Annotated in this window: 17 protein-coding genes; 5 read left to right on the top strand and 12 right to left on the bottom strand. The window is 69.4% G+C overall.

Translation table 11 applies throughout. The features are described from left to right. Position 1 precedes the first annotated feature (1 nt). From pdhA to KSF81_RS14650, 11 genes are all read right to left on the bottom strand, one after another. Positions 2-982 carry a pyruvate dehydrogenase (acetyl-transferring) E1 component subunit alpha gene (pdhA, locus tag KSF81_RS14700; protein WP_217379632.1) on the bottom strand — a complete coding sequence of 327 codons (981 nt, stop codon included), beginning with the start codon at positions 980-982 and terminating at the stop codon, positions 2-4. A 346-nt stretch (positions 983-1,328) separates the two neighbouring features. After that, positions 1,329-1,673 (bottom strand): septum formation initiator family protein, encoded by a 345-nt coding sequence (locus KSF81_RS14695; RefSeq protein ID WP_217379631.1) that lies wholly within the window; start codon positions 1,671-1,673, stop codon positions 1,329-1,331. 85 nt (positions 1,674-1,758) lie between these two features. Further along, the gene (gene eno, locus KSF81_RS14690; protein WP_217379630.1) at positions 1,759-3,036 is read right to left on the bottom strand and encodes a phosphopyruvate hydratase; all 1,278 of its coding nucleotides are present in this window, start codon (positions 3,034-3,036) and stop codon (positions 1,759-1,761) included. 92 nt (positions 3,037-3,128) lie between these two features. Next, positions 3,129-4,079, bottom strand: coding sequence for a hypothetical protein (locus tag KSF81_RS14685; protein ID WP_217379629.1), 951 nt, complete (start codon positions 4,077-4,079; stop codon positions 3,129-3,131). 65 nt (positions 4,080-4,144) lie between these two features. Continuing rightward, on the bottom strand, positions 4,145-4,972 hold the full coding sequence (gene kdsA / locus KSF81_RS14680) for a 3-deoxy-8-phosphooctulonate synthase (RefSeq protein WP_217379628.1): 828 nt from the start codon (positions 4,970-4,972) through the stop codon (positions 4,145-4,147). After that, a complete protein-coding gene (locus KSF81_RS14675; protein ID WP_217379627.1) occupies positions 4,972-6,606 on the bottom strand; it encodes a CTP synthase in 1,635 nt (544 codons plus the stop codon). The genes kdsA and KSF81_RS14675 overlap by 1 nt, the downstream gene beginning before the upstream one ends. A 226-nt stretch (positions 6,607-6,832) precedes the next feature. Next, positions 6,833-7,153 (bottom strand): preprotein translocase subunit SecG, encoded by a 321-nt coding sequence (gene secG / locus KSF81_RS14670; RefSeq protein ID WP_217379626.1) that lies wholly within the window; start codon positions 7,151-7,153, stop codon positions 6,833-6,835. A 393-nt stretch (positions 7,154-7,546) separates the two neighbouring features. Continuing rightward, complete coding sequence (locus KSF81_RS14665; RefSeq protein ID WP_217379625.1) at positions 7,547-8,863, bottom strand: NAD(P)H-dependent oxidoreductase; 1,317 nt, start codon at positions 8,861-8,863, stop codon at positions 7,547-7,549. 38 nt (positions 8,864-8,901) lie between these two features. Further along, the gene (gene rfbC / locus KSF81_RS14660; protein ID WP_217379624.1) at positions 8,902-9,468 is read right to left on the bottom strand and encodes a dTDP-4-dehydrorhamnose 3,5-epimerase; all 567 of its coding nucleotides are present in this window, start codon (positions 9,466-9,468) and stop codon (positions 8,902-8,904) included. 174 nt (positions 9,469-9,642) lie between these two features. Further along, positions 9,643-10,056, bottom strand: coding sequence for a Rieske (2Fe-2S) protein (locus KSF81_RS14655; protein WP_217379623.1), 414 nt, complete (start codon positions 10,054-10,056; stop codon positions 9,643-9,645). Positions 10,057-10,059: 3 nt separating this feature from the next. Further along, positions 10,060-10,794 (bottom strand): amidohydrolase family protein, encoded by a 735-nt coding sequence (locus KSF81_RS14650; protein WP_217379622.1) that lies wholly within the window; start codon positions 10,792-10,794, stop codon positions 10,060-10,062. On the opposite strand from KSF81_RS14650, the gene KSF81_RS14645 reads away from it, so the two are divergent. Continuing rightward, entirely contained in the window at positions 10,793-11,113 is a 321-nt protein-coding gene (locus tag KSF81_RS14645) for a hypothetical protein (RefSeq protein WP_217379621.1), read from the top strand. The genes KSF81_RS14650 and KSF81_RS14645 overlap by 2 nt on opposite strands. Before the next feature lie 56 nt (positions 11,114-11,169). Here the strand turns inward: KSF81_RS14645 and KSF81_RS14640 are convergent, their stop codons facing one another. Continuing rightward, positions 11,170-12,237, bottom strand: coding sequence for an amidohydrolase family protein (locus KSF81_RS14640; protein WP_217379620.1), 1,068 nt, complete (start codon positions 12,235-12,237; stop codon positions 11,170-11,172). A 196-nt stretch (positions 12,238-12,433) separates the two neighbouring features. Between KSF81_RS14640 and KSF81_RS14635 the strand changes: the two genes are divergently transcribed. From KSF81_RS14635 to KSF81_RS14620, 4 genes are all read left to right on the top strand, one after another. Then, on the top strand, positions 12,434-12,793 hold the full coding sequence (locus KSF81_RS14635) for a hypothetical protein (protein ID WP_217379619.1): 360 nt from the start codon (positions 12,434-12,436) through the stop codon (positions 12,791-12,793). A gap of 26 nt (positions 12,794-12,819) precedes the next feature. Beyond that, the gene (locus KSF81_RS14630; protein WP_254453535.1) at positions 12,820-14,058 is read left to right on the top strand and encodes an ABC transporter substrate-binding protein; all 1,239 of its coding nucleotides are present in this window, start codon (positions 12,820-12,822) and stop codon (positions 14,056-14,058) included. Between the two features lie 87 nt (positions 14,059-14,145). After that, on the top strand, positions 14,146-15,096 hold the full coding sequence (locus KSF81_RS14625; protein ID WP_217379617.1) for an aspartate carbamoyltransferase catalytic subunit: 951 nt from the start codon (positions 14,146-14,148) through the stop codon (positions 15,094-15,096). Positions 15,097-15,137: 41 nt separating this feature from the next. Then, entirely contained in the window at positions 15,138-15,548 is a 411-nt protein-coding gene (locus KSF81_RS14620) for an N-acetyltransferase (protein ID WP_254453534.1), read from the top strand. Positions 15,549-15,577: the final 29 nt, after the last annotated feature.

Below are 15,577 nucleotides of genomic sequence, written 5' to 3'. Positions count from 1 at the left end.
ATCAGCGCGCTCCTTCGGCAGCGTCGCTGGGCAGCAGGATATCGGTCCAGAGCTCGCTTTCCGGCGGTTCCGGGCTGGCCTGGGCGAAATCGGCGGCCTCCTGCACGATACCCTTCACCTCGTCGTCGATCTTCTTGAGGTCGGCCTCGGCCATGCCCTGCTCCAGCAGCGCCTTGCGGGCGGTCTCGATCGGGTCGGACTGCTCGCGCATGCGCTGCACCTCCTCCCGCGTGCGGTATTTCGCCGGGTCGGACATGGAGTGGCCGCGGTAGCGGTAGGTTTCCACCTCCAGCAGATAGGGGCCATGGCCGGCCCGGCAGTGGGCGACGGCGCGCTCGCCCGCCTCCTTCACCGCCTGCACATCCATGCCGTTCACCTGCTCGCCCGGGATGCCCCAGGGGGCACCGTTCTTCGAGAGATCCTTGGAGGCGCTGGCGCGCTCCACGCTGGTGCCCATGCCGTATTTGTTGTTCTCGATAATGTAGACCACGGGCAGCTTCATCAGCGCCGCCAGGTTGAAGCTCTCATAGACCTGGCCCTGGTTGGAGGCGCCCTCGCCGAAATAGGTCAGGGAGACGTTGCGGTTCTCCCGGTACCAATTGGCGAAGGCCAGGCCGGTGCCGAGCGAGACCTGCGCGCCGACGATGCCATGCCCGCCGAAGAAGCCCTTCTCCCGCGAGAACATGTGCATCGAGCCGCCCTTGCCCTTGGAGTAGCCGCCGATGCGCCCGGTCAGCTCCGCCATGACGCCACGCGCCTCCATGCCCGTGGCGAGCATATGGCCGTGGTCGCGGTAGGAGGTGATGACCTGGTCGCCGGGCTCCAGGCAGGCCTGCATGCCCACCACCACCGCTTCCTGGCCGATATAGAGGTGGCAGAAGCCGCCGATCAGGCCCATGCCATAGAGTTGGCCGGCCTTCTCCTCGAAGCGGCGGATCAGCAGCATGTCGCGGTAGGCCCGCTGCAACTGTTCGCGCGTCATCGACGCTTCCTTGGCGCCGCGCGCGCGGCGTTTCCCGGTGGCGGTGTCCGCTGCTGCCTGGGCCATTGCCGCCCCTCCCCATCCGTCTCCGACCGTCCCGACTTACGCGCGACCCTGCAACTCTGCAAGCGAACGGCAGCGGAAAAAAGCCTGATGGTGCAATGCAATAAGGCAGTTAACCGATTTTCGGTTAACTGCCTTGAACCAAGCCATTCATGCCGGGACACAGGTGAACGTGCCGATGCATCGCCACGCAAGAAAACAGAAGCCCGGTGGCGGAAAGGCGCAGCTTTCGCCTGGGGCGGCGGGATTCGACCCTGCCGCGACTTCGGGCGTGGCGCCGGCCTCAGTAGAGCCGCCGGCCCGCCTCATAGGGAATCACGACCTCGTCCTTGCCGACCAGGTTCAGCAGGGTCCGCGCCCGCTCGTCCAACTGGTCGCGGTCGATCCGGTCACCGCGCAACCCGTTCACGCGCCGCTCCATGGCATCGCGCTCGGCCTCCGCGCGCACCAGCATGGCCCTGGCGGTGGCGATCTCCTCCAGCCGCCGGTCGCGCGCGATCAGACCGAAATCGCCATGCACCGCATGCCAGGCGAAATAGCCGCAGAGGGCGATGAAGCCCAGCGGCGGCAGCGCATCCCGCACCCGCCGCTTCAGCACGCGGCCCCAGCTTTCCCGATCGACCGCCATGCGCCACAGCCCCCCAGCCGCGCGTGCCCCAACCACAAAATGCCTGCTACACCCCCCGCCATGCAAGCGGGGATTGCGCAGCCGCTCAGCGCCGCAGGATGGTCCGCCCGGCATAGCGCGCCGCCGGGCCCAGCCCCTGCTCGATGCGGATGAGCTGATTGTACTTCGCCAGCCGGTCCGAGCGGCTGAGCGAGCCGGTCTTGATCTGCCCGCAATTGGTGGCGACAGCCAGATCGGCGATGGTCGAATCCTCGGTCTCGCCGCTGCGGTGGCTCATCACCGCCTTGAAGCCGGCGCGATGCGCCATCTCCACCGCCTCCAGCGTCTCGGTCAGGGTGCCGATCTGGTTCACCTTCACCAGGATCGCATTGCCGACACCCTGCTCGATGCCACGGGCCAGACGCTCGGGATTGGTCACGAAGAGGTCGTCGCCAACCAGTTGCACCTTGCCGCCGAGCCGCTCGGTCAGCAGCTTCCAGCCGGCCCAGTCATCCTCGGCGCAGCCATCCTCGATGGAGAGAATCGGCCATTTCGCCGCGAGCGCCGCCAGGTAGTCCACCATCCCGCCGGCATCCAGCGTCTTGCCCTCGCCCTCCATCGCGTATTTGCCGTCATGGAAGAATTCGGTGGCGGCGCAGTCGAGGGCGAAGACCACATCCTCGCCGACCCGGTGCCCCGCCGCCTCGCAGGCCCGGGCAATGAAGGACAGTGCCTCGTCGGCGGATTTCAGGTTGGGCGCGAAGCCGCCCTCGTCGCCGACATTGGTGTTGTGGCCGGCATCGCGCAGCGCCTTCTTGAGCGCCGCGAAGATCTCGGCACCGATCCGCACGGCATCGGCGATGGTTCCGGCCGCCACCGGCATCACCATGAATTCCTGGATGTCGATCGGGTTGTCGGCATGCTGGCCGCCATTGATGATGTTCATCATCGGCACCGGCAGGGTGCGGGCAAAGACGCCGCCGACATAGCGGTAGAGCGGCTGGCCCAGATCCTCCGCCGCGGCGCGGGCGGTGGCCAGGCTCACCGCCAGGATGGCATTGGCGCCGAGCCGCGCCTTGTTCGGCGTGCCGTCGAGGTCGATCAGGATCTCGTCGATCTTCACCTGCTCGGTCGGGTCCAGGCCGGAGAGGGCGTCGAAGATCTCGCCCTCCACATTGCCCACGGCCCTGGTCACGCCCTTGCCGCCGAAGCGCGCCTTGTCGCCGTCGCGCAGCTCCACCGCCTCATGCGCGCCGGTCGAGGCGCCCGAGGGCACCGCGGCGCGGCCCATGGCGCCGCTGTCCAGCAGCACCTCCGCCTCGATCGTGGGGTTGCCCCGGCTATCCAGGATCTCGCGGGCGATGATATCGACGATGGCGGACATGCGGGCCTCCGGCTGCGGGCTGCGGCGAGTCCTGGCCGCATAGGGCGGTGGCGTCCCGGCGGCAAGGGGGGGGCGGCAGGGAGCGGCGCGGCTCAGCCCCGCCGGCTGGCCTCGCTCAGCGCACCGAGCCGTGCCACCGCCGCCTCGAAAGCCGCGACCTTCGCCGCCGCGTCCGGCCCCTCGGCGCCGAGCGCGGCATGCGCCTGCTCCATGGCGGCCAGAAGGTCGATCAGGCCGGCGAAGCTGCCCTGGGCGGGGTCGCTGTCGCGCAGTTCCGCGGCGCCCCGGAAGATGCTGTAGCGCTCGCCGGGGCCGAGCCGGCGATCATTGCGGATCGAGGCCAGGAAGCGCGCCTGGCTGGCATCCAGCCCCTCCCGCCGGGCGCGCAGCGCGCCCCTGGTGCCCTGGCCGGGCTCCGGCCCGATCACCGCGCGCAGCATGGCGGCGACGGCGGCAAGATGCGGCTGCGCCTCCGCCACCAGGCTGGCCGGGGCCGGGCTGCCGCCGCGCCCGGCGAGCACCTCCGGCAGATCGGCCAGCGCGGCGATGCCGGCCAGGCCGGCGGCGCGCACCGGCGCCGCCACCGGCGTGCCGCTGGTGGCCCGCACCGTCTCCAGCCCCGCGGCGGCGGCGCGGGCCAGCGTCTCGCCGCTCGGACCCGGCTCCGGCTCGATGGGCTGCCCGGCCGCGGCCTGGGACAGCGCATGGGCATAGTCGCCGAGGGCGGCGAAGGCGGGTTCCAGCACCCGGCCGGCCGCCTCCGCGGCGCCGGCGGGGGCGGTGTTGAAGCGCGCGGCGCCGGAACGCCTGCCGCCGGCCGCGAAGGCGATGGCGGCATCCTCGCGCAGCGCCATGCGCTCGAAGGCGTCCATGCGCAGGATCGCGCCATCCACCGACTGCTCGGCCCCCTCCAGAGCGGTGGCGAAGCGCAGCGCGGCGGGCGCGGGTGGCGCTTCGGCGCCGATCGGCGCGCAACCGGCGAAGGCCAGCAGCGCCAGGACGGGAGCGAAGGCAGCAGGCTGGGCGATGCGGCGCTGGGCCATGGCAGGTATCTCCGGTGCAGGCTGCAGAAGGGGCGCGCGCCGATTCGGGGGACCGGGCCTGGTGTTCAGCCGGCCAGACCCTTCGCCAGCGCGTCGAAGGCCTTGAGCCGGGCCAGCAGCGCCGGCATCTCGCGCAGCGGGATCATGTTCGGCCCGTCGGACGGCGCCCGGTCCGGGTCCGCATGGGCCTCAATGAAGACCGCCGCCACCCCCACCGCCACTGCGGCGCGGGCCAGGACCGGCGCGAATTCCCGCTGCCCGCCGCTGCTGCCGCCAAGCCCGCCCGGCTGCTGCACCGAATGGGTGGCATCGAAGACCACGGGATAGCCGGTCGCGGCCATGATCGGCAGGCCGCGCAGGTCGCTGACCAGGGTATTGTAACCGAAGCTGGTGCCTCGCTCGCAGAGCAGCACATCGGCATTGCCAGTGCTGGCGATCTTCTCGGCGACGTTTTGCATGTCCCAGGGCGCCAGGAACTGGCCCTTCTTGACGTTCACCGGCTTGCCGGTGGCGCCGGCGGCCAGCAGCAGGTCAGTCTGGCGGCAGAGGAAGGCGGGAATTTGCAGGCAATCCACCGCCTGGCCCGCCGCGGCGCATTGCGCTTCGTTGTGGACATCGGTCAGCACCGGCAGGCCGGTGGCCTCGCGCACCTCCGCCAGGATCTCCAGGCCTTCCCGCAGCCCGATGCCGCGCGCAGCCGTGACGCTGGTGCGGTTGGCCTTGTCGAAGCTGGATTTGTAGATCAGCGGCACCCCGGCCGCCGCCGCCATCTCCCGCAGGGCATGCGCCGTCTCCAGCGCATGCGCCCGGCTCTCGATCTGGCAGGGGCCGGAGATGAAGGCGAGCGGCAGGTGGTTGCCGACCGCGACCGGCCCGATCCGGACAGTGCGCATCACACCAGCCTCGCCTGCCGCACCGCCGCGCCGATGAAGCCACGGAACAGCGGATGCGGCTCGAAGGGCTTGGATTTCAGTTCCGGGTGGAACTGCACGCCGATGAACCAGGGGTGGTCCGGGTATTCCACGATCTCCGGCAATTCGCCATCCGGCGACATGCCGGAGAAGCGCAGCCCCGCCTCCTCCAGCCGCGGCTTATAGTTGACGTTCACCTCGTAGCGATGGCGGTGGCGCTCACGGATCTCGGCTTCCCCGCCATAGACCTCGCGCACCAGCGACCCCTCCACCAGCTTCGCCGGATAGGCGCCGAGCCGCATGGTGCCGCCGAGGTCGCTGCCGAGGCTGCGCCGCTCCACCTCATTGCCGCGCAGCCATTCGGTGAGCAGCCCCACCACGGGATGCTCGCAGGCGCCGAATTCGGTGGAGGAGGCGCCGGGCAGGCCGACCAGGTTCCGCGCCGCCTCGATCACCGCCATCTGCATGCCGAAGCAGATGCCGAAGAAGGGTACCTTGCGTTCCCTGGCGAAGCGCACCGCCTGGATCTTGCCCGGCGTGCCACGCTCACCGAAGCCGCCGGGGACCAGGATGCCGTTCACGCCTTCCAGGCGCTGCACCGCCTCCTCGTCGTTCTCGAAGATCTCGCTATCCACCCAGTCCAGCTTGACCTTCACGTTATGAGCGATGCCGCCATGCGCCAGCGCCTCGGCGAGCGATTTGTAGCTGTCGAGCAGGTTCGTGTACTTGCCGACGACGGCGATGGTGACCTCGCCCTCCGGCTGCTGGATCGCATTGGTGATCCGCTCCCAGCGCTCCAATCCCGGATCGCCGTAGATGGAAAGGTTGAAGTGCCGCAGCACTTCCCGGTCCAGCCCCTCCGAATGGTATTGCAGCGGCACGCCGTAGATCGTCTTGGCGTCCAGCGCCGGGATCACGCTTTCCGGCCGCACGTTGCAGAACAGCGCGATCTTGCGCCGCTCATTCTCCGGGATCGGCCGGTCGCAGCGGCAGAGCAGGATCTGCGGCTGGATGCCGACACTGAGCAATTCCTTCACCGAATGCTGGGTCGGCTTGGTCTTCAGCTCCCCGGCGCTGCCGATGAATGGCACCAGGGTCAGGTGCATGAAGAGGCTGCGGGTCGGGCCCAGCTCATTCGCCAATTGGCGGAGCGCCTCCAGGAAGGGCAGGCTCTCGATGTCGCCGACCGTGCCGCCGACCTCGACCAGGACGAAGTCGTAGGGGTCGGTCTCCGCCTCGACCACCTCCTTGATCTTGTCGGTGATATGCGGAATCACCTGGACGGTGCCACCGAGATAGTCGCCGCGGCGCTCCGCCGCGATGACGTCGGAATAGATCCGCCCCGTCGTCCAGTTGTCGGCCTTCGAGGCATGCACGCCGGTGAAGCGTTCATAGTGGCCGAGATCGAGATCGGTCTCCGCACCGTCATCGGTGACGAAGACCTCCCCATGCTGATAGGGCGACATGGTCCCCGGATCCACGTTCAGATAGGGGTCGAGCTTGCGGATCCGGACCTTGTATCCGCGCGCCTGCAACAGGGCGCCGAGAGACGCCGCTGCGATGCCCTTGCCGAGGGAGGAAACCACGCCGCCGGTGATGAATACGAACCGCGCCATGGGCGCCCCTTCTACTGCGGCCGGCCCGGCACGGCTACCCGCGACGCAGCAGGGCGGCCATGCAAGGGCGGGTATTGTGATGAATCGGCCGCAACCAGGGGGGGGCCATGGCCCGCCCGGCCGGCCGTGGGCAGGCGGGTGGATCGCCCCGGGCATGGCCCGGAGCGGCTTGTCTCTTGCCGACCGGTTCACGCCCTCCGGCTTCGCCTCCGGACGACCGGACGGCTCAATTGGTCGGAACGGCCGGGGCGGCGGGCAGCGCCGGCAGGGCGGGCGCGGTCGCGGCCGGCGGCGTATCCAGGATGGAGCGCGGCTGGCCGGTGCCGCGGCCGAGCAGGGCCAGGGTCAGGGACAGGGCGAAGAAGACGGTGCCCAGCACGGCCGTGGCGCGGGTCAGCAGATTGGCCGTGCCCCGCCCGGTCATGAAGGCGCCCATGCCCTGGGAGGAGCCGATGCCCAGCCCGCCGCCTTCGCTGCGCTGCAGCAGCACAACCCCGATCAGCGCCAGGGTGACGAAAAGATGGATGATAAGGAGAACGGTTGCCATGGCGGGCGGGTGCGGGTCCGTAGCGGGAAGCAGGCTTCCTAGCCGCCTTCGGCGCCGGAGGCTACCCCGGCGCCACCACCACCGCCCAATCCGATACCATTCCGAGGTCGCTTCGGACCCGGTATCCGAACCGGACGCGTTCTGATGGCCCAACGGCCGCCCCCGCCGGCATGCCGCGACCCGGCCACCCCGGGGGCTCGCCGGGCGGATATGCCAGCCCTTGCTGCGGCGGCAGCGATTCGCGGCATTACCCGATTCGCATCGGGGCGCTTGGTTGGCCTCCGCCCCTCAGTCAGCACCGCAGAGGCACCGTGTGGCGGGGCCTGGGTGCCTGCCTGCCGTTCTCCCCTGCGATCCGAAGCCCCGGGCTGAAAGGGAGTCCGGCCGGGCAAGCTAGGCCGCGGCGCGCGAGGCGGGCGCCCCGGCCGGGAACATCGCATCCTGCTCGGCCCGCAGCCGGTCGATCAGCCGGCCCGCCGGGATCTCGACATCGGCATAGGTGAGCGCCGCGTCCTTCGCCACGTCGCGCCGCAGCCGGCAGCCCTCGGCCAGGCCCATCGGCAGCAGGCTCTCGGCCCGCGCGACGGCGTAATTCTCGCATTGCCCATAGGTGGCATAGCCGCCCAGCGTGTCGATCACCGTGCCGGCTGTGAGGTCGATCTTGGCCAGCGTCACCACCTCGACGCGCGGCCCGGCGAGGGGCTGCAGCACCGGGTCGCCCGCCAGGACCACGCGGGCGATCGAGAGCGGCACCTCGAAATGGCAGAGGTGATAGGGCGTATAGAAGCTGTAGAGCGGCCCCTCCCCCAATTTGTACAGGTTGAGGTAGTGCCGCTGCTTCGGGTCGTCATGGGTGGCCAGCACATAGACGCCGGGGCCTGGCCTGGCGCCCACCACATAATCCACGATGCCGCCGCGGGCGCGCAGCATGTCGATGTCATACACCTTGGTCAGCTCATCGACATGGCCGGCATGGTCCAGGCCCAGCATGCCGCGCTGCGCCACCGCCATGCCGGTGGCATTGGCGACGATCGCCTGCTCGAAGCTGATCTTGGTGCCATCCGCGAAGCTGGTGACCATATACGGGTTCTGCCCCCAGCGCGCCGCGAAGCTCGCCTGGGTGGTGGGGTTGCGGTAGGGGTCCTGCAGCCCCTTGATATTGCCGCAGACCAGCGGCGTCAGCCCGATGGAGCGGACGAAGCGGAACAGGTTCATCTGCACGCCGGGCTGGTCACCGTCGCTGCCCGAGAGGATCACCCCTGCCTTGTCGGCGTAATGCTTGAGCAGCGGTCCCACCGTGCCGTCCAGCTCGGCATTCATCGTCACCACATGCCGGCCATGCTCGATCGCCCGCAGGATCACCTGCGCCCCGTGCTCGACGGCGCCGGTGACCTCCAGCAGGCAGTCGATTCCCGCCGCGGAGGCGAGCAGCATCGCATCCTCGGTCACGGCCGGGATGCCGGCCCGGATGCACTCCTCCAGCGCCGCCTGGCTGGCGACCTCCCGCACTTCCGCGACCCCCGCCTCGGCATAGGCACCGACCGCGCGCGGCAGGGTGCGGTTGGCGATGGCGACGAGCCGCATGCCGGGCACGGAATTCACGATCTGGTTGGCGATGCCGCGCGCCATGAAGCCGGCGCCCACCATGCCGACCCGAACCGGATTGCCCTCGGCCTCGCGTTGCGCCAGCAGCCTGTCCACGATGATCATGCGGTGGTTCTCAGTCCCTTGGTCATTGGCGGGGGCCGTCAGCGCAGCCCGCGGAAACTCTCGGTGCCATGGAAGCCGGGATCGAAGGCCGGCCAGGCGGCGTCCTTGGCGGAGACCTCGCTCGGCGTGACCGGCCATTCGATGCCCATCCAGGGATCGTCGTAGCGCAGCCCCCGCTCCTGCTGCGGCGCATAGGCGTCGCTCACGAAGTAGAAGGCTTCCGCATCCTCGGTGAGGGTGACGAAGCCATGCGCGAAGCCGCGCGGCACATACATCATCATGCGGTTCTCGGCGCTGAGTTCGGCGCCGAACCAGCGCCCGAAGCTCGGGCTGTCCGGCCGGAGATCGACGATCACGTCATGGATGGCACCGCCGATGCAGCGCACCAGCTTCACCTCCGCCGCCGGCGGCAATTGGTAATGCATGCCGCGGAGCGTGCCACGGCGGCCGGTGAGCGAGTTGTTGGCCTGGGTGAAGCGCGTCTCCAGCCCGGCCCTGGCGAATTCCTCCTCGCAGAAGATCCGGGCGAAGAAGCCGCGCGCATCGCCGCGCCGCTCGGGCTCGATGAGAAAGGCGCCGGCCAGGGGGGTCGGGTGGAAGATCATGCGGCGGCCGCACGCTGCCGCGCGTGACGGTGCCCGCCCTGCTCAACCTCATTCCGCCCCGAAACAATGACCATTGCCCGCTGCCGCCTTCCTGGTGCTGCCGGGGCAATCTGGAGGCGGGCGGTGCAGGGTGGAAATAAACTCGGATTGACTGCGGTGGAGGAAGGCCGCGCGTCAGGCCTCCACCACCACGTAATCATCCTCGACCCGCACCGGGAAGGTTTCCGCGAGATAGGGCCCCTCGACCAGCGTGGCGCCCTTCTCGACCTGCGCCGGGTATTGCCGGACCTGCACGCGCTTCGGATCGAACCAGGACTTGCCGGTGCGGATGTCGAATTCCCAGTAGTGCCAGGGGCAGCGGATCATTTCGCCGCGACGGGAATAGCGGTACTCGCCCGGCTCGCTCGACTCGACATGGCCGCTGAGCGTCCCGGCGCAGAGGCTGCCGCCCTGATGCGGGCAGCGGTCCGAGAGGGCGAAGAATTCCCCGCCGAGGTTGAAGACGACGATGCGCCGCCCCTCGGCCTCCAGCACCTTCCGCCCGCCCGGCGGGATCTCCGCGACAGCGCCCACGACATGTCTGGCCATGCCCTAGAACCCGTAGACCGCCCGCGCATTGCCACCATAGATGTCGCGCCGCCGCTCGGCCGGCAGGAAGCCGGGCAGCGCCGCGCGCGGGTCGTCGAAATCCCAATGCGGGTAGTCGCTGGCGAAAAGGATCTTGTCCCAGCCGACCCACTCCATGATGTCCGCCAGATGCTTGCCGCGTTCCGGCTCATCCATGGGTTGGGTAGAAACCCAGATATGATCCCGAATATAGTCGCTCGGCGCGCGCTTCAGATGCGGCACCTCGGATTTCAACTGCTTCCAGTGCTTGTCGAGCCGCCAGCCCACCGAGGGCAGCCAGGCCATGCCGCATTCGATCAGGATGATCTTCAGCCCGGGGAAGCGCTCGAACACCCCCTCGGTCACCAGGCTGATGACCTGGTTCTGGCAGGAGGTGGCGTGCTCGCTGACCTCCTCGATGTAGAAGCTCGGCCAGCCGCCATTGGTCATGGCCCAGCCGGAATAGCCGAAGGCGTGAAAGGCCACCGGCAGCCCGGCCTCCACCGCCGCCTCGTAGATCGGCCAGTAGCGCGGGTTGCCGGCAGGTTCCGCGGTGCGGCTCATCAGCAGCACCTGGCAGAAATTCGGGTCGCCGGCGCGCTTGCGGATCTCAGCGACGGAGGCGGCGGCATCCTCATAGGGCACCACCACGCTGCCGCGCAGCCGGGGCTCCTTGCGCAGCCAGACCTCCAACTGCCATTCGTTCACCGCATGCGCCATGGCGACGGAGAAGCCGTTGTTGCGGTCCCCCCTGGCCGGAGGGCTGCAAGGGGTTCAGCACCCCGATATCGATACCGTAATTGTCCAGGTGCTGGTGCCGCAGGAATTCGACGTCCGAGGCCGGCGTGCCGCCGCCCGGCGGCCAGGCATCGCGGCGCGAGGCCAGCGGCTGGGCCTTGGGGAAAGGCGGCTGGCCGCCCGTGAAGCCGTGCCGGGCGCGCATTCCATAGGTTTGGGCATGTTCCCACCAGCGCTGGCTCAACCAGGGCTTGAGGTCGGCGATGCCATTCGCCCGCGGATGGATGTCCACATCGATTAGGCCGAGCGTCGCGGCGGCTGGCTTGCCCGGATTTCCGAGCGGCTGGATGACGTTCATCACGCGATTCCTTCCCTCAACCGAGCATAGGTCGCCAGCGGGTTGTCCCGCATCAATTTCGGCAGCAGCGTGGCCGGGATTCCCGGCGGCACCGCCGCATCGCCGTCGAATTGCCAATGCGGCCAGTCGGAGGCCCAGAGCAGCATATCCTCGGAACGCAGATGGTCCAGGAAACGCTGCACCACCCCGGCATCCTCCGGCGCATCCAGCGGCTGCACCGTGAGCCGCACCTGGTCCCGCACCAACTCCACCGGCGGGCGATCGACCCAGGGCACCTCGAAGCGCACGCCCTTCCAGGTCTTCTGCAACCGCCAGAGGAAGGCGGGCAGCCAGGTGACGCCGGATTCCAGCAGCACCACCTTCAGCGCCGGGAATTTGCTCAGCACGCCCTCGGTGATGAGGCTGGCGAGCTGGCTCTGGAAGGCCTGCTGGTTCGCCGCATATTCCTCCAGGTACCAGGACGTCCAGCCCACCGAGGTCTGCGGGTGCCTGTAGGCACTGCCGGCATGGATGCCGAAGGCCAGCCCATGCCGGATGCAGGCTTCGTAGACCGGCCAGAATTGCCGCCTGCCCAGCGGCACCTCCCCCATCACCAGTGCCAATACCTGCACGAAGCGCCGGTCCCCGGCCAGCCGCTCGATCTCCGCCACTGCCTCGGCCGGGTCGTGCATCGGCAGGACGATGGAGGCGCGGAGCCGGTCGTCACGGTCCAGCCATTCCGCCCGCACCCAATCGTTGAGCGCCCGGGTGAAGGCCAGCGCCATGTCCTGGTTCAGCACCAGTTGCACGCCATAGAGCGGGTTCAGGATGCCGGCGCCGGTGCCGAAGCGGTCCAGCACCTGGGACTGCAGCAGGTCGACGCTCTCCGCGCCGCGCCCCTTGGCGTTGCGCCAGTCCGGCCGGATGGTCTTGGGGGCCAGGATCGGCCAGCTCTGGCTGTCGAGCTGGGTGATGCCGCGCTCCCGCACCTGGTCGCGCCAGAATTCATCGAGATAGGGCGCGAGGGCCGCCATGCCCGGCACCATGGGATGCAGGTCGCAATCGATGGGGCTGAGCCCGTTGAACATGCCCGGTTTCCTACCCTTCCCCGCCTCCCGGCCCCGGCAGGGCAGCGGCGAGCCCCCCCATGCATGGCATGTTCGGCCTGGATTGTGCAGCCCCAGCCCTGGTGACGCGCGATTGGCTTTCCCTGCGCCCGGTCCGGCCCCTATCCTGCCCGGCATCGATGCGCGGGGGACACCGCGCCGCCCTGGGAGGGGACGCATGCCGATCACCGAGGAATTCCGCCCCGTCGCGCGGCGCGACCTGCTGCAACTGCTCGGCCTCGGCGCCGCCGGCGCGGCGCTGCTGCCGCGGGGCCAAGCCTGGGCCCAGGCCCGGCGGGACACGCTGGTGATCGGCATCGACATCAGCGACACCGTCACCCTCGATCCGGTGCGGCAGGCGCAATACACGCCGCCCATGACGCTCGCCGCGGTCTATGACCCGCTGATGACCCTGGAGCCGGGCGACTACATCACCCCGAAACCGGCGCTCGCGACCGCATGGCGCCGCACCCCGGATGGCCGCGGCTGGCGCTTCACCCTGCGGGAAGGCGTGAAATCGCCAGCGGCGCCGCGCTGACCGCCGAGGACGTGCAGTTCAGCTTCATGCGGCTGCTTCACATGAAGGACCAGACCCAGCAATACCTGAAGATGGTCGATCGCTGCGAGGTGGTGGATCCCCGCACCATCGACCTGGTGATGAACGACCCCGCCGCGCCGCTGCTGAACATCCTCTGCGCCCCGGCCTTCGGCGTGCTGGAGAAGAAGCTTGTGGAACAGCATGGCGGCACCGCCGCCGCCGATGCCAAGGAGCGCGACAAGGCCACCGACTGGCTGAACCAGAACAGCGCCGGCACCGGCCCCTATCGCCTGGTCCGCTGGGAGCGGAACCAGCAGATCCAGCTGGTCCGCAACCCGCACCACTGGCGCGGCGCGCCGGCCTATGAGCGGGTGGTGATCCGGCATTTCAGCGACAGCGCGGCGCAGTTGCTCGCGGTGCGGCGCGGCGACATCCAGGCCGCCTTCAACCTGATCCCCGAGCAGGTGGCGACGCTCCGCGATGAGCGGGACATCCGCACCGAACGCCTGCCGAGCCTCGATTTCGTCTATATGGCCGTGACCCAGAACCCGGAATTCAACCGGGCGCTCGCCCAGAAGCCCTGCCGCCAGGCAATCGGCCATGCCATCGACTATGACGGCATCCTGGGCAGCATGCTCGGCGGCGCCGCGCTGCGGCCGGCGACCTTCCTGCCGATCGGCGTGAATGGCAGCACCGAGCAGGTGGCGCGGGAGATCGGCTTCCGCCAGGACCTCGACCGCGCCCGCGCGCTGCTGCAGGAAGGCGGCTTCCCGGAGGGCTTCGAATTCGAGATCGCCTATGGCAATGCCGCGGTGGCCGGCGTCTCCTATCAATTGCTGGCGCAGAAGATCCAGGCGGATCTCGGCCGCGTCGGCATCCGCGCCAGGCTGGCGCCGATGGACCAGGTCAATCTCCGCACCGCCTATACCACCGGCCGCAGCCAGGGCGGGGTGCTGACCTTCTGGAACCCGCCGGCGGTCGAGAACGAGCTCTGGGCCGCCGCCACGGTGGAGCGTGTCGCCCGCCGCGTCCATTGGACCCCGCCGGCCCCGCTGGTGCAACTGGTGCGGCAGGCGGCGGAGGAGCCGGACAGCGCGAAGGCGGCCGCCCTCTGGGTGGAATACCAGAAGCAGATGGTGGATGCGGCGCACCACTTCATCCTGTTCCAGCCGATCTACCAGATCGCGGTGCGGAACAGCGTGAAGGCCTTTCCCCTGACCGCGGCCGGGTGGCAATTGGAGATGGGGCAGGTGACGCCGGCATAGGCCGGCCCGCAGGGCCGAACACCTCAAGGCTTCCGTTGGCCGGCGTGGCGGCGCTACACCTTCGCCGCCCCCTCCGGACGAGTCCCCATGTCCTTCTCCTTCCCCATCCTCCCCGAAGGCCACCTCCTGGCCATCGAGGGCCTGGAGCCGCCACATATCGGGGCGCTGCTCGAATTGGCCGAGAGCTATGCCCTGCTGAACCGCTCCGGGAAGACCCAGCGGGACCTGCTGCGCGGCCAGACCCTCATCAACCTGTTCTTCGAGGACAGCACCCGCACCCGCACCAGCTTCGAGCTGGCCGGCAAGCGGCTCGGCGCCGATGTCATCAACATGGCCGTCTCCACCTCCAGCGTGAACAAGGGGGAGACGCTGCTGGATACCGCCTCCACGCTGAACGCCATGCATTGCGACCTGCTGGTGATCCGCCACGCCCAATCCGGTGCCCCGGCGCTGCTCTCCCAGAAGGTCTCGGCGGCGGTGATCAATGCCGGGGACGGCACCCATGAGCACCCGACCCAGGCCCTGCTGGACGCGCTCACCATCCGCCGCCGCAAGGGCAGGCTGGAGGGGCTGGTGGTGGCCATCTGCGGCGATGTGCTGCATAGCCGGGTGGCGCGCAGCAACATCCACCTGCTCACCACCATGGGCTGCCGCGTGCGGGTGATCGGCCCGCCGACGCTGATCCCGGCGGAGGCGGCGCGGCTCGGCGTGGAGGTATTCCACGACATGCGGGCGGGGCTCACGGGCGCCGATGTGGTGATGATGCTGCGCCTGCAAAGGGAGCGCATGACCGGCGGCCTGGTGCCCTCCTCCCGCGAATTCTTCCGCTTCTGGGGGCTGGATGCGGAGAAGCTGGCCTGGGCCAGGCCGGATGCCATCGTCATGCATCCCGGTCCGATGAACCGCGGCATCGAGATCGACAGCGCCATTGCCGACGACCCGGAGCGCAGCGTCATCGGCGAGCAGGTGGAGATGGGCGTCGCCGTACGCATGGCGGTGCTGGACGTGCTGGCCCGCGACCTCCGGCGGAACGCCTGATGCCCCGGGTCCGCCCGGCGCGGCCCGGGGAGGACGGGGCCATGCTCGCCCTCGTCCGCACCGCCTATGCGCGCTGGGTGCCGCTGATCGGCCGTGAGCCGGCACCCATGACCGACGACTACGCCGCCCGCATTGCGGCCGGCCAGGGCTTCGTGCTGGAGGCGCCGGACGGCCGCATTCTCGGCCTGGTGGTACTCGAGGAGGAGCCGGAGGCCCTGCTGCTGGACAACATCGCCATCGCGCCCGAGGCGCAGGGCCAGGGCCTCGGCCATGGGCTGATGGATTTCATCGAGGCCGAGGCGCGCCGGCGCGGGCACCGGCTGATCCGCATCTTCATCAACGCCGCGATGGAGGCGAATATCCGCCTCTACGAAAGCCTCGGCTTCGTCGAGACGCACCGCGCCATGCAAGGCGCCTTCCGCCGCGTCAACATGGAGAAGCGCCTGCCGTGAATGAAACGCTCTTTCTCGGCGCGCGGCTG

It is taken from the genome of Siccirubricoccus sp. G192, from assembly GCF_019084075.1.
In the GTDB taxonomy this organism is placed as follows: Bacteria; Pseudomonadota; Alphaproteobacteria; order Acetobacterales; family Acetobacteraceae; genus G192.
The sequence above is the reverse complement of the archived record's forward strand: the minus strand, read 5'-3'. Positions and strand labels throughout refer to the sequence as shown.

Bases quoted from the DNA above. Each gene is read 5' to 3' on its own strand.
- KSF81_RS14650 (WP_217379622.1), bottom strand. From the start codon at position 10,794: ATGGCGCATGCGGTGAACGAATGGCAGTTGGAGGTCTGGCTGCGCAAG.
- KSF81_RS14675 (WP_217379627.1), bottom strand. From the start codon at position 6,606: ATGGCGCGGTTCGTATTCATCACCGGCGGCGTGGTTTCCTCCCTCGGC.
- secG (WP_217379626.1), bottom strand. From the start codon at position 7,153: ATGGCAACCGTTCTCCTTATCATCCATCTTTTCGTCACCCTGGCGCTG.
- KSF81_RS14640 (WP_217379620.1), bottom strand. From the start codon at position 12,237: ATGTTCAACGGGCTCAGCCCCATCGATTGCGACCTGCATCCCATGGTG.
- pdhA (WP_217379632.1), bottom strand. From the start codon at position 982: ATGACGCGCGAACAGTTGCAGCGGGCCTACCGCGACATGCTGCTGATC.
- KSF81_RS14625 (WP_217379617.1), top strand. From the start codon at position 14,146: ATGTCCTTCTCCTTCCCCATCCTCCCCGAAGGCCACCTCCTGGCCATC.
- KSF81_RS14685 (WP_217379629.1), bottom strand. From the start codon at position 4,079: ATGGCCCAGCGCCGCATCGCCCAGCCTGCTGCCTTCGCTCCCGTCCTG.
- KSF81_RS14655 (WP_217379623.1), bottom strand. From the start codon at position 10,056: ATGGCCAGACATGTCGTGGGCGCTGTCGCGGAGATCCCGCCGGGCGGG.
- KSF81_RS14635 (WP_217379619.1), top strand. From the start codon at position 12,434: ATGCCGATCACCGAGGAATTCCGCCCCGTCGCGCGGCGCGACCTGCTG.
- KSF81_RS14695 (WP_217379631.1), bottom strand. From the start codon at position 1,673: ATGGCGGTCGATCGGGAAAGCTGGGGCCGCGTGCTGAAGCGGCGGGTG.
- KSF81_RS14665 (WP_217379625.1), bottom strand. From the start codon at position 8,863: ATGATCATCGTGGACAGGCTGCTGGCGCAACGCGAGGCCGAGGGCAAT.
- kdsA (WP_217379628.1), bottom strand. From the start codon at position 4,972: ATGCGCACTGTCCGGATCGGGCCGGTCGCGGTCGGCAACCACCTGCCG.
- eno (WP_217379630.1), bottom strand. From the start codon at position 3,036: ATGTCCGCCATCGTCGATATCATCGCCCGCGAGATCCTGGATAGCCGG.
- rfbC (WP_217379624.1), bottom strand. From the start codon at position 9,468: ATGATCTTCCACCCGACCCCCCTGGCCGGCGCCTTTCTCATCGAGCCC.
- KSF81_RS14630 (WP_254453535.1), top strand. From the start codon at position 12,820: ATGCGGCTGCTTCACATGAAGGACCAGACCCAGCAATACCTGAAGATG.
- KSF81_RS14620 (WP_254453534.1), top strand. From the start codon at position 15,138: ATGCTCGCCCTCGTCCGCACCGCCTATGCGCGCTGGGTGCCGCTGATC.
- KSF81_RS14645 (WP_217379621.1), top strand. From the start codon at position 10,793: ATGGCGACGGAGAAGCCGTTGTTGCGGTCCCCCCTGGCCGGAGGGCTG.